Origin of the sequence: Bacillus sp. 105MF (genome assembly GCF_000374885.1) — a bacterium.
GTDB classification, from domain to species: Bacteria; Bacillota; Bacilli; order Bacillales; family Bacillaceae_G; genus Bacillus_A; species Bacillus_A pseudomycoides.
This window is the reverse complement of the sequence record NZ_KB895581.1, coordinates 87087-100978: the sequence shown is the minus strand read 5'-3', so window position 1 is coordinate 100978 and position 13892 is coordinate 87087. Positions and strand designations below refer to the sequence as shown.

The window sequence follows — 13892 nt, the reverse complement described above, 5'->3', positions numbered from 1 at the left end:
TGAGTAATAATGGCAACATTAACTGAAACTACAAAAAATGTACGAATTGAAAAAGATTTTTTAGGTGAAAAAGAAGTGCCAACGCATGCTTATTATGGAGTTCAAACGATGCGTGCTGTAGAAAACTTTCCAATTACAGGGTATAAAATCCATGAAGGTTTAATTAAAGCTTTGGCAATTGTAAAAAAAGCAGCCGCACTGGCGAACACTGATGTAGGAAGATTGGAACTGAAAAAAGGTGGCGCAATTGCCGAAGCAGCACAAGAGATTCTTGAAGGGGAATGGCATGATCATTTCATCGTCGATCCAATTCAGGGCGGAGCAGGAACTTCTATGAATATGAATGCGAATGAAGTCATTGCCAATCGTGCCCTTGAATTATTAGAGATGGAAAAGGGAGACTATCATTATATTAGTCCAAATAGCCACGTGAATATGGCACAATCAACAAATGATGCATTTCCAACAGCAATTCACATTGCGACATTAAATGCACTAGAAGTGTTACTACAAACAATGGGCTATATGCATGATGTATTCGAATTAAAAGCAGAACAATTTGACCATGTGATTAAAATGGGGCGCACACATTTACAAGATGCTGTACCAATTCGTCTTGGACAAGAATTTAAAGCATATGCTCGTGTAATTGGACGTGATATGAAACGAATTCAGCAATCCCGTCAACATTTATATGAAGTAAATATGGGAGCAACAGCAGTTGGTACAGGATTAAATGCGGATCCTGAGTATATTGAAGCGGTGGTAAAACATTTAGCTTCAATTAGTGAACTACCTCTTGTTGGAGCGGAAGATTTAGTAGATGCAACGCAAAATACAGATGCATATACGGAAGTATCAGCTGCACTGAAAGTATGTATGATGAATATGTCCAAAATCGCGAATGATTTACGCTTAATGGCATCTGGTCCACGTGTTGGACTTGCAGAAATTATGCTTCCAGCTCGTCAACCAGGTTCATCTATTATGCCAGGGAAAGTAAACCCTGTTATGCCAGAAGTGATTAATCAAATCGCGTTCCAAGTAATCGGTAATGATCATACGATTTGTCTTGCGTCAGAGGCGGGTCAATTAGAGCTAAACGTTATGGAGCCAGTACTTGTTTTCAACTTACTTCAATCGATTAGTATTATGAATAACGGTTTCCGTGCCTTTACAGATAATTGTCTAAAAGGAATTGAAGCAAATGAAGGACACTTGAAAGAATATGTTGAGAAAAGTGTAGGAATTATTACGGCAGTGAATCCACATATTGGTTATGAAGCAGCGGCTCGCGTTGCTAAAGAAGCAATTGCGACAGGGCAATCTGTTAGGGAGCTTTGCTTAAAAAATGGTGTGCTGTCACAAGAAGAGTTAGATTTAATTTTAGATCCATATGAAATGACACATCCGGGGATTGCGGGAGCAACTCTTTTAAAGAAAAATTAAAAGAGGAGGGGACATTCCCCTCTTTTTTGTTTACAATATAGAAATGGCATATATAAATAAAGGTAGGGATGGTATGAGTAAATTTACAGTTACCTCTAATGGTGTATTAGAAACGACATTAAGAGGAGTAGAAGTATTAGCTACACCACTTTTAAATAAAGGGGTTGCTTTTACAGAAGAAGAAAGAGAAGAACTAGGGCTAAAAGGGTTATTACCACCTGCGGTATTAACATTGGATGAACAAGCACGCCGTGCGTATGAACAGTTTTGTTCACAGCCAGACGATTTATTAAAAAACGTATATTTAACAGCACTCCATGATCGTAATGAAGTGTTATTTTATCGTTTACTTACAGATCATTTACGTGAGATGCTTCCAATTGTGTACACGCCAACTGTTGGTGTAGCCATTCAAAGATATAGTCATGAGTATCGTAAACCACGTGGAGTGTATTTATCCATAAATGATCCTTCTGGCATAGAAGAAGCGTTTTCTAACATTGGTGCAACAGCTGAAAATATTGATTTAGTTGTTGTAACAGATGGTGAAGGAATATTAGGAATTGGTGACTGGGGTGTTGGTGGTATTAATATTGCTATTGGGAAGTTAGCAGTTTATACAGCAGCAGTTGGAATCGATCCTAGTCGTGTATTACCTGTTATTTTAGATGTTGGTACGAACCGTGAGGATCTTTTAAGTAATCCGTTTTATATTGGAAACCGTCATCCTCGTATAACTGGCAAGGCCTATGATACATTTATCGATACATTTGTAAAAGCTGTATGTAACAAGTTTCCAAAAGCATTGTTGCACTGGGAAGACTTTAGCTCACGCAATGCACGTAAAATTTTAGACAAATATCGTGATCATGTATGTACATTTAATGATGATATTCAAGGAACTGGTGCAGTTTCACTTGCAGCTGTATTATCAGCAGTGAAAACTTCAGGTGTCCCACTTTGTGAACACCGAGTTGTTGTCTTTGGAGCTGGTACAGCTGGAATTGGAATCGCTGATCAAGTGCGAGATGCGATGGTTCGTGCTGGGCTATCAGAGAAAGAAGCAAACGAGCGCTTCTGGTGTATTGACCGTAATGGTTTACTTACAGATAATATGGAAGGTCTTCTTGATTTCCAACTCCCATATACACGTATGGAATCTGAAGTCAACGAATGGAAGCAAAGTGAAACGGTTGGGTTTGCAGAAGTTGTGAAACATGTACAACCAACAATTTTAATTGGTACATCAACAGTAGCTGGTGCATTTACAGAAGAAATTGTAAAAGAAATGGCTTCTCATGTAGAACGACCAATTATTTTACCAATGTCGAATCCAACACCGCTTGCAGAAGCAAAACCGGTAGATTTAATACATTGGACAGAAGGACGGGCACTTGTGGCAACTGGAAGCCCATTTGAGCCAGTTACATATGATGGTGTTACGTATGTAATCGGACAATCAAATAATGCGCTTATCTTCCCAGGTCTTGGTCTTGGAACAATTGTTGTTCGTGCGAGTGTAATGACAGATGGTATGTTTGCAGCAGCAGCAGAAGCAGTGGCAAGCATGGTAGATACAAGTCAACCAGGAGCACCTATTCTTCCGGAGGTAGAAGAACTACGTAACATCTCAGAGATAGTAGCAATTGAAGTAGCTAAAGCAGCAGTTGCTGAAGGTGTTACTCGTGAGGAATTCAGTGATAACGATATTAGAAAAGCTGTTAAAGAGGCAATGTGGCAACCTGAATATCGCCAAGTACAAGCAGCTAAACAGGTAACAATATAGAAATAAAGCCCGTTTATATCATAAGCGGGCTTTCCTTGTTCAATTTTTGAAAAATATATTTCATAAATAGGAAGTGGCATCTTTGAATTGGAATCAATTGTGGAAGAAAGATATGTCCCTTTTAATTATTTTAATATTAATTGTTCCAATTGCCGGAGAATTAAATTTTCATCCGTTTAATGATACCTTTCGTGTAAGTTTTGGGACGCCAATCTTTTTCTTTTTATTGTTATTTTTACGTAAAATACCAGCGGCAGTAGCCGGTGTACTCGTCGGGTTATCGGTGGTAGGAGTTCGGGTTTGTCTTGATTGGATACTACAAGGGTCTTTTCATATAACTGATTCTTTTTATTTGCGTTATCCAGTGTTCTTTTATTATTTTGTGTATGGAAGTCTTTTTTCATTATGTAGAGTGAATAAATTTCATCAGAAACCATTCATAATAGGGTGCCTTGGGATTACAATTGAGATTATAGCAAGTATGTCAGAACTTACTTTTTATCATGTTTTAGTGCTTGGTACAACAATTTCGATTTCTGAAATAAATAAATTGATTATTATCGCTGTTTTTCGAAGCTTCTTTGCCCTTGGTTTCTTAAATATGATGAGTCTATATGAAACGAAATTAAAGGAAGCACAAGTCCGGAAAGAAAATGAAAAAATGTTAATGCATCTTTCTAACTTATATGTGGAATCTGTTCATTTAAAAAAGACACTTCAAAATGCAGAATTAATTACACAAGAAGCATATCAATTATATCGAAATTTACAAGCTAGTAATGATGCAGGTGGCATAGAAATACATAGTAAAAAAGTATTAAAAATTGCTGGGGAAGTACACGAAATAAAAAAAGACAATCAAAGAATTTTTGCGGGGTTATCAAAGCTTTTATTAGATAAAAATCTTTCTGAATACATAGAAGGTCATGAGTTGACAGAAATGATTGTCAGGATAAATGAGAAGTACGCCCAGCTATTAGGGAAAGAGATAACATTTTCTAAAAACATAGAAGGTGAGCATGAGGAATATCATGTTTATACTGTATTGTCGATATTAAATAATTTAGTTGCAAATGCTGTTGAAGCAATTGAGAACACTGGTACAATTATAATAAAGACATATAAACAAGAAAGAAATATAATGTTTGAAGTAATAGATGATGGTCCCGGTATTTCACCAAAATATAAAAAACTCGTATTTAAACCAGGTTTTACGTCGAAGTATGATCAAACAGGTACACCATCTACAGGAATTGGTCTTTCTTATATAAAAGAGATGGTTACAGAACTTGGGGGAGAAGTGAATCTGCAATGCAGGGAGAGCGGCAGAGGATGCAAGTTTATTGTCCGTTTACCAGAGTCTAGTTTAACGCGAGAGGGGGAATAGAGTGTTTTATTATATCGTAGATGATGATGAAGTATTCCGCTCTATGCTATCACAAATTATTGAAGATGGTGATCTTGGAGAAGTAGTGGGAGAAGCGGAAGATGGTGCTTTTGTTGAAGTAGATCAGTTGAATTTTAAAAAGGTAGATATTTTATTTATTGATTTATTAATGCCAATTCGCGATGGCATTGAAACAGTACGTCATATTGCACCGTCGTTTACAGGAAAAATAATTATGATTTCTCAAGTTGAGTCGAAACAATTAATTGGAGAAGCGTATTCTCTAGGTGTTGAATATTATATTACGAAACCATTAAATAAAATTGAGGTTGTATCTGTTGTGCGAAAAGTGATGGATCGTATTCGTCTGGAGCGATCTATACAAGATATTCAAAAATCACTGAATAACGTCTTTCAATGGGAACAACCGCAGGTGCGAAATGAACCGTTGCTAGAAGAGAAGAAGATAATGGACTCAGGTCGCTATTTATTATCAGAACTTGGTATTGCTGGAGAGAATGGAAGTAAAGATTTACTTAGTATGTTGGAATATTTATTGGGACAAGAAAAGGAAAAAACATTTGAATATGGTTTTCCAGCATTGAAAGATATTTTTCACTATATTACGGTCAAAAAATTAGGTGGTGCAGCCTCAGAAACGGAAATTGATAAAGAAAGAAAAGCTTCAGAACAAAGGGTGCGCCGAGCGATTTATCAGTCATTAAATCATTTGGCTTCTCTGGGTTTAACTGATTTTTCAAACCCTAAATTTGAAAGCTACGCTCCGAAATTTTTTGATTTTACCATTGTTCGTAAACGTATGACAGAAATGACGAAGGAAGAACTAGCAACTTCCGGGCATACGAGAATTAATACGAAGAAGTTTATTCAAGTGTTGTATTTTGAGGCGAAAAGGTTGATGGAGGTAGAATAGAAAAGAGGATGCTTACAAATGAGCGTCCTTTTTTCTATGATTAAAATTTTGAATATTATCCATTTAATGGTAATAAAAGGGTGTAATTGAATATAAATTTGTTTTGGAGTACATATATAAGGATGTGAAATGAAAAATGATAAGTACTATTTTTAGTTACTTGTTGTTTGGAATTTCTCTCTCTGCACCTGTCATTATGATGCTCTTAATTTATTTTGGTGTTTCTGTCTATTTAACAACACCTGGTGCGAAGTTAATTATTTGGATATTTGGCTTTTTTACGCTACTATATCTTGGATATGAAAGTATAAAAGATGCTTCTAAGCAGGTGGAGAGTAAAGGGAATGGAGAAAGAGAACACCCAATGAAATCATTTGCTTCAGGATTTTTAATTGCAATTTCTAATCCACTTAATATTATATTTTGGATGGGCATTTACGGAGCTGTCTTAACAAGTGCGATTAGTGCAGTAGGAAAAGAACAAGCGTTATTGTACAGCATTACAATATTTGTTGGGATTATGATTTGGGATTTATTTATGGCGACTTCTATTCATTTTGGAAGAAGATTTGTAAATAACCGTATGATGAAATGGATTTCTATTTTTGCGGGAATTGTTTTAGTTGGGTTTGGAATGTATTTTGGATATGAAGCAATTAAAGGGGTTGGGGATCTCATATAAGAGAAGGATAGCCAAGGAAGAAAATAATTATGCCTTAGCTATCCTTTTAAAAATATAATTAGAGTATGTTTTTTTTGGAATGGCAAAAGCCACCTTTTCTATTATTTATTTTATCATTCGTATCTGCCACTTTTCCAGGTGAATGCACTTTTTGTATTTTAGAGTGATCCACATATTCATCTGAAAACTCCATAGCATATTTATCACGATGATGTATGTTAGATGACGGACGTAAATCTTCATCTTCATGTAAAACCATTCTTTTCATGTAAATATGAAAAAATATTTATTCGGCTATAAATCAGAATAATCTTTAGTTAGATGGGTTAATCATAAAAAAGAATTCCATATTTCTTCGAATATATTTGAATGTTTTCCCAAAGGGGGATTAACTTTGAGCACAGTAGAAAATGCACTATCCATTTTTGCTTTAGGTGGAGTAAATGAAATAGGGAAAAATATGTATGCCATACAATATTCAAATGATATTGTGGTAATTGATTGCGGTTCTAAGTTTCCAGATGAAAGTTTATTAGGAATTGATCTGATTATCCCGGATACTACATACTTGCAAGAGAATAAGGATAAAATTCGCGGTTTAGTTATTACACATGGACACGAAGATCATATTGGCGGTATCCCGTATCTATTAAAACAATTGAATGTACCAATTTATGCAACAAAATTAACAATCGGTTTAATTGGAATTAAATTAAAAGAACATGGGCTTCAAAATTTAACGCAATTATTTGTTATTGATTCTGAATCGGTTATTGAATTTGGTTCAATAAGCTTGACGTTTTTTAAAACGAATCACAGTATTCCTGACTGCCTTGGTATTGCTTTTTATACACCAGAAGGTACTGTAGTACATACAGGAGACTTCAAATTTGATTTGACTCCTGTAAATAATCAATACCCAGATATTCATAAAATGGCTAAAATCGGAAGTGGTGGCGTTTTAGCTCTGCTCTCTGAAAGTACGAATGCAGAACGCCCTGGATTTACTCCATCAGAACGATCTGTAGGTGAGCGCATTGAAGAAGCGTTCATCAAAGCTCGTAGAAAAGTCATTGTTTCTACATTTGCTTCTAATGTTAATCGCGTACAGCAAGTGGTAGATGCGGCTATAAAAACGAATAGAAAGCTTGCTTTGCTTGGGAGGAGTATGGTTAATGTAGTGTCTGTTGCTTTAGAACAAGGTTATTTGAATATTCCTGAGGGAATGTTAATAGAAGCAAATGAGATCAATCAAATGGACCCAGAAAGGGTAGCTATTCTTTGTACTGGAAGTCAAGGTGAACCTATGGCTGCTTTATCCCGTTTAGCCAGTGGAAACTATCGACAGGTAGATATCCTATCTGAAGATACTGTCATTTTAGCCGCAACTCCTATCCCAGGAAATGAACGTAATGTTTCACGTATTATAGATAATTTATTTTTATTGGGAGCCAATGTTATTTATGGATCGGGCAGTTCAACGGGAATGCATGTTTCTGGACATGCCTATCAAGAAGAATTAAAATTAATGCTTACTTTAATGAAACCTAAATATTTCATTCCTATTCATGGTGAATTTAGAATGTTACATCATCATAGTCTATTAGCAGAGTCCGTTGGTGTTAAGAAAGAGAATATTTATGTTATTAGTAATGGTGATGTTGTTGATATAAAGAATCAAGTCGCTTGGAAATCCAGACGAATACCTGCAGGAAATATATACGTAGATGGATTGGGTATTGGAGATGTTGGAAACGCAATCTTACGCGATCGTAAACAGCTTTCTGAAGATGGTATGCTTGTTATAGTTATCACACTTAGTAAAACAGAAGGGAAAATTATTTCTGGTCCGGATATGATTTCTCGTGGATTTGTATATGTTCGTGATTCGGAAGACTTTTTGCAGAGGATTAACCAATTGGTTGTAACAACCATTAACAATTTACAAAAAGAAAATGTTAGTCAATGGAATGTTCTTAAAAAAGAAATAAAAGAAGTACTTGGACAGTTTGTATACTCACATACAAAAAGAAAACCAATGATTCTTCCTATAATAATTGAAGTTTAAACGGACTGTTTTAAGTAATTGCTGTTTGATATTACTGTGTATACATGTAAAATGTTGTATAAGAGTAGATAAAAAACATTAGAAATGTTTGTATTCTAATGTTTTTTTTATATAACGTTAAGAAAGATAAATTTTTTATTTTTAGGGAAGGGTCAAAATAATGAGCTTTACATTAAATAAAACAATAATTAAACGATTATGTGGAGAAACCTCATATAAAAAGGGTGAGGCCTATTATAAGACAGACAAGGTTGATATTACTAATTACGATACTCAGAGAAATATTTGCGAGGCAACAGTGAAGGGGAACGGAGATTTCTATGTCAAGATAGAAACCGCTCATAATGGTGATGTTGTTGGGGAATGCAGTTGTCCTTCACTTGCTTCTTTTCATACATATTGTCAACATATTGCAGCTGCATTACTATATATAAATAATTTTCAACGAAGTGGACAATCGTTAGAAGTTAATTCAAAAAAAGATCCCATGAACTCTAAAGATGCTCAACTAGCGAGTGGTATGTTGGATTTATTTGATGAAAAGCCACTGCGACCTAAAAGTAAGCAACACCGATTTGATACACGAAAAATACTTGATGTGGAATTTTTTTGTATTCCAGTATCTTCTAAAAACGGGGGGGCGCTGTTTGGTATTCAGGTAAAGTTAGAGAAGTTATACACTGTATATAAGCTTAGAGAGTTTCTTAATAGAGTGGAACAAAGAGAGCCTTTCATATGTTCAAATAATTTTACTTACACGTCAGATGCTTATAGTTTTCAGCCAGAAACGGATGCTGTTATTCAACAACTGATTCAAATTTACCGAAATGAAAAAATGTATGTAGAATCGTTGCAAATAAACGCTGAACAAGATGAAAGTATGATTTTAATTCCACCTGCGTCCTGGGATTATATGCTTTCACTGCTTTCCGCTACTTCATTTGTAACGGTTGAGCATGATGGAAAATCATTTCATGGTGTACATGTCTCAAAAGGATTATTACCTATAAATTTTGAGTTCAATAAAGGTGTAAATGGGGGATATATACTTGAGATTAGTGGGTTACAACAAGTTCAAGTAATGGATACATATAGTTATGCTCTTTTTGGAGGGAAGCTATATCGTTTAAACGTGGAGGATTGTAATCGGCTTATTGAATTAAAGAGAATGATGAATCGTTCTAGAAGTAATCAATTTCATATTTCAATTGAGAAAATGGAACATTTCGTAGCGAAAGTAGTACCAGGTTTAATGAAGCTTGGTAACGTTCGGATTGATGAGGTTGTATCGGAACGCATTGAAAAAACACCTCTCAAAGCCAAATTGTTTTTAGATCGAGTCAAGGATCGGTTACTGGCAGGACTAGAATTCCAATATGGAAATGTTGTTATCAATCCGTTAGAAGAGGATGGACAACCTTCAGTTTTCAATCGGGAGGAGAAAAAAGAACAAGAAATTTTAGAAATTATGAATGAGAGTGCCTTCGCGAAAACAGAAGGTGGTTATTTTATGCATAATGAGGAAGCGGAATATAATTTCTTATATCACGTTGTTCCGAAATTGAAAGATTTACTAGAGATTTATGCGACTACAGCTATTAAGTTGCGCATTCATAGAGGAAACAGTGCACCTCTCATAAGGGTAAGGCGGAAAGAGCGAATTGATTGGTTATCATTCAGTTTTGATATAAAAGGAATTCCGGAAGCTGAGATTAAAGGTGTATTAGCAGCACTTGAGGAGAAACGTAAATATTATCGATTAGCGAACGGTTCCTTGCTATCCCTAGAGAGCGAGGAGTTTAATGAGATTAACCAGTTTATAAAGGAATCGGGTATTCGCAAAGAAATTCTAAAAGGAGAAGAAGTGAATGTACCGCTCGTGCGCAGTGTAAAATGGATGAGTTCACTTCAAGAAGGAAATGTTTTGAGTGTAGATCAATCTGTTCAAGAGTTGGTAGAAAACATTCAAAGCCCTAAAAATCTAAAGTTTACTGTACCAGATAGCTTAGCTACAGTCCTTAGAGAATATCAAAAATATGGATTTGAATGGATGAAGACACTAGCATATTATCGTTTTGGTGGCATATTAGCAGATGATATGGGACTTGGTAAAACGCTGCAAAGCATTACTTTTATCGCTTCTATTTTGCCTGAAATTCGAGAGAAGAAGCTACCTGTATTAGTCGTATCGCCATCTTCTTTAGTTTATAACTGGCTAAGTGAATTAAAGAAATTTGCTCCAGATATTCGAGCTATTATTGCGGATGGAAATCAAACAGAACGCCGAAATATTTTAAAAGATGCTACAAAGTTTGACGTTATTATTACATCGTATCCTTTGTTACGAAGAGATGTAAAGTTATATGCACAGCCATTCCATACGTTATTTCTTGATGAAGCACAAGCATTTAAAAATCATACGACGCAAACTGCAAAAGCAGTGAAAGCGATTCAAGCAGAGTATCGTTTTGCACTGACTGGAACTCCTGTAGAGAATTCATTAGAGGAACTTTGGTCTATTTTCTATGTAGTATTCCCGGAATTGCTTCCAGGAAGAAAAGAGTTTGGAGACTTAAGGCGTGAAAACATTGCAAAACGGGTGAAGCCGTTCGTGTTACGTCGTTTAAAAGAAGAAGTCTTGCAAGAATTACCAGAGAAAATAGAGCACTTACAATCATCTGAACTATTACCAGATCAAAAAAAGCTTTATGCAGCTTATTTAGCAAAGTTGAGAGAAGAAACATTAAAGCATTTAAACAAAGATACATTGCGTAAAAACAAAATTAGAATTTTGGCTGGTTTGACGAGACTTCGGCAGATTTGTTGTCACCCAGGTTTGTTTGTCGATGACTATAGGGGGAGTTCAGCTAAATTTGAACAGCTTCTAGAAATTGTGGAGGAGTGCAGAAGTACAGGGAAGAGAATTCTTATATTTTCACAATTCACGAAGATGCTTTCCATTATTGGACGGGAGTTAAACCGTCAAGTTGTCCCGTATTTTTATTTAGATGGGAATACTCCGGCGTTTGAACGTGTAGAGTTATGCAATCGGTTTAACGAAGGAGAGGGGGATTTGTTCCTTATTTCTTTAAGGGCTGGTGGTACTGGTCTCAATTTAACAGGAGCGGATACCGTTATATTGTACGATTTATGGTGGAACCCTGCAGTCGAACAGCAAGCGGCAGACCGTGCTTATCGAATGGGACAAAAGAATACTGTACAAGTGATCAAATTAGTAGCGCATGGCACGATTGAAGAAAAAATGAATGAGTTGCAAGAGAGCAAGAAGAATTTAATTGCAGAAGTGATTGAGCCAGGTCAGGAGAAGCTATCTTCGATTACAGAGGAAGAAATTAGAGAGATTCTTATGATTTAACATCGTAAATATTAGAGGGTTTTAAGGAAATAAAAGCTATTCTTTCGTAAATGCCAAAGAATAGCTTTTTTCATTATGAACGTAATAATTACATTCTTTTTCGAGCAAAGTAAGTGGATCATATATTTTTGTTAACTATTTTTTGTACCTTTACTTTTATAAGGTTTCGCATTTTTCTTTTTCTTAGCGCTAGATTGCCAGCGGTTCCAGCCTTTACTTCCTGTTCCTTGACCTGTCCCCTTCTTAGCTTTAGCTTTCGTTTTACTCATATAATCACTCCGTTATTATTATAGAAAATCTACTTTGATAGTAGTCAATGTCTTTGAAATATAATCTCGATCCATGACTATGTTTGTTCCTAACAGTTGCTGATCAGAACAAACAACTGAATGCTTTAGTATATCATAAAATGGGAAGTAATTTGATGCATTATGAAATCATTATCGAAATTTGTATAGATTTATTCAAATTGTAGAATGTTATTACATATGATAAAAATTATAAAGAAAATGAAATTTATGAGAAATACAATGGATTCTGTTTTTCGGACAATTACACTACTTGTCATATACATGATGGTTACGTTGAGTAAATTATTTTTTGGATTGAAGCCACAAAAGAAGCGATAAATTTTATCCCGCTATTCGTGAACGGTAAGATTCACACCTCAAAATTCAGCAAAAGCAAAGGAGATAGGTGGGGGATGAAGCCCCCACCGCTAATTAAAGTTTTACTTTATAAAGATGTTTTATTTACAACAATCAATAAAGCCGTAAAATAAAGAATTGAAAAATATTTTCAAACTTTTTGTTGACTTTCTTGTTTTTTTGTATAGAATAATCATTAATAAAATGTTTCAGAGATGTGACAACAAAACGACTATGAAAGGACGAGTAGTAGTAGGATGTAGTCAAAGCGAGTCAGGGGTGGTGTGAGCCTGATACGAAGCCTGTTATGAAGAACCTCCTGGAGTCGCTAACCGAAATCCTTTAGAGGAAAGTAGACTTAGCCGGAAACTTCGCCGTTACAAGAAGAACAGTATCGAGATTTCTCTAATCTCCGTACTGAATAAGTGAGCAACCTCTGTTGCTAATTTGGGTGGTACCGCGGAACCAAAGCCTTTCGTCCCAGTTTTTTGGGAAAGAAGGGCTTTTTTTGTTGGCTTCTTTCCACTACATCCAAACATTTTAGGAGGAAACCAACATGTATCAATCATTAATGACAGTAAGAGAGACACAAATCGCAATTAAAGAAGTTAAAACATTTTTTGAGGATCAATTAGCAAAACGTCTTGGACTATTCCGCGTATCTGCACCATTATTCGTAACGAAAAAATCAGGTTTAAACGATCACCTAAACGGTGTAGAACGTCCAATTGAATTTGATATGCTTCACTCAGGAGAAGAATTAGAAATTGTTCATTCACTAGCGAAATGGAAACGATTTGCACTACATGAATATGGTTACGAAGCTGGTGAAGGTTTATATACAAACATGAACGCGATTCGCCGTGATGAGGAACTTGATGCAACGCATTCCATTTACGTTGACCAATGGGATTGGGAAAAAATTGTTCAAAAAGAATGGCGTACAGTGGATTACTTACAAGAAACAGTACGTGCAATTTATGGAATATTCAAAGATTTAGAAGGTCATTTGTTTGAAAAATATCCGTTCCTTGGGAAGTATTTACCGGAAGATATCGTATTTATCACATCTCAAGAATTAGAAGATAAATATCCAGAGTTAACGCCGAAAGATCGTGAGCACGCGATTGCGAAAGAGCACGGTGCAGTCTTTATTATCGGAATTGGCGATGCACTTCGCTCTGGTGAAAAGCATGATGGACGCGCATCTGACTATGACGATTGGAAATTAAACGGAGATATTTTATTCTGGCATCCAGTACTGCAATCTTCATTTGAATTATCATCAATGGGAATTCGCGTTGATAGTAAATCACTTGATGAACAGTTAACGAAGAAAGGCGAAGATTTCAAACGTGATTACGATTTCCATAAAGGAATTTTAGAAGATGTGCTCCCGCTTACAATTGGTGGTGGCATTGGACAATCAAGAATGTGCATGTACTTCTTACGTAAAGCGCATATTGGTGAGGTTCAAACTTCTGTATGGCCTGATGAAATGCGTGAAGCGTGTAAGAAGGAAAACATTCACTTGTTTTAATAAAGAATGCATCGAATTATTTT

At 35.7% G+C, this 13892-nt stretch carries 9 protein-coding genes, 1 pseudogene and 1 other annotated feature; of the genes and pseudogenes, 8 read left to right on the top strand and 2 right to left on the bottom strand.

Going from position 1 to position 13892, the window contains the following annotated elements:
• Positions 1 to 9 precede the first annotated feature (9 nt).
• The 5 genes from aspA (at position 10) to C564_RS0121050 (ending at position 6238) form a co-directional block, all read left to right on the top strand.
• Positions 10 to 1449: an aspartate ammonia-lyase gene (gene aspA / locus C564_RS0121070; protein WP_018766720.1), complete on the top strand. Its 1440-nt coding sequence runs from the start codon at positions 10 to 12 to the stop codon at positions 1447 to 1449.
• A 52-nt stretch (positions 1450 to 1501) separates the two neighbouring features.
• Positions 1502 to 3235: an oxaloacetate-decarboxylating malate dehydrogenase gene (gene malS, locus C564_RS0121065; protein WP_155896288.1), complete on the top strand. Its 1734-nt coding sequence runs from the start codon at positions 1502 to 1504 to the stop codon at positions 3233 to 3235.
• Positions 3236 to 3308: 73 nt separating this feature from the next.
• Entirely contained in the window at positions 3309 to 4622 is a 1314-nt protein-coding gene (locus C564_RS0121060) for a sensor histidine kinase (RefSeq protein ID WP_026008649.1), read from the top strand.
• A gap of 1 nt (position 4623) precedes the next feature.
• Positions 4624 to 5556 (top strand): response regulator, encoded by a 933-nt coding sequence (locus C564_RS0121055; protein WP_003196687.1) that lies wholly within the window; start codon positions 4624 to 4626, stop codon positions 5554 to 5556.
• Positions 5557 to 5692: 136 nt separating this feature from the next.
• Complete coding sequence (locus tag C564_RS0121050) at positions 5693 to 6238, top strand: LysE family transporter (RefSeq protein ID WP_018766717.1); 546 nt, start codon at positions 5693 to 5695, stop codon at positions 6236 to 6238.
• Positions 6239 to 6296: 58 nt separating this feature from the next.
• On the opposite strand, the pseudogene C564_RS37645 reads toward C564_RS0121050, so the two are convergent.
• Positions 6297 to 6524: pseudogene (locus C564_RS37645) on the bottom strand (hypothetical protein); the annotation flags it as partial.
• A gap of 108 nt (positions 6525 to 6632) precedes the next feature.
• On the opposite strand from C564_RS37645, the gene C564_RS0121040 reads away from it, so the two are divergent.
• Both C564_RS0121040 and C564_RS0121035 read left to right on the top strand, forming a co-directional pair.
• Positions 6633 to 8306: a ribonuclease J gene (locus tag C564_RS0121040; protein ID WP_018766716.1), complete on the top strand. Its 1674-nt coding sequence runs from the start codon at positions 6633 to 6635 to the stop codon at positions 8304 to 8306.
• A gap of 160 nt (positions 8307 to 8466) precedes the next feature.
• Positions 8467 to 11682 carry a DEAD/DEAH box helicase gene (locus C564_RS0121035; protein ID WP_018766715.1) on the top strand — a complete coding sequence of 1072 codons (3216 nt, stop codon included), beginning with the start codon at positions 8467 to 8469 and terminating at the stop codon, positions 11680 to 11682.
• A 131-nt stretch (positions 11683 to 11813) separates the two neighbouring features.
• On the opposite strand, the gene C564_RS35175 is transcribed toward C564_RS0121035, so the two are convergent.
• Positions 11814 to 11951 (bottom strand): DUF3934 family protein, encoded by a 138-nt coding sequence (locus tag C564_RS35175; protein WP_003196698.1) that lies wholly within the window; start codon positions 11949 to 11951, stop codon positions 11814 to 11816.
• A 603-nt stretch (positions 11952 to 12554) separates the two neighbouring features.
• Positions 12555 to 12815 (top strand) — a binding site (T-box leader).
• Positions 12816 to 12885: 70 nt separating this feature from the next.
• Between C564_RS35175 and asnA the strand changes: the two genes are divergently transcribed.
• On the top strand, positions 12886 to 13869 hold the full coding sequence (asnA, locus tag C564_RS0121025) for an aspartate--ammonia ligase (RefSeq protein WP_018766714.1): 984 nt from the start codon (positions 12886 to 12888) through the stop codon (positions 13867 to 13869).
• Positions 13870 to 13892: the final 23 nt, after the last annotated feature.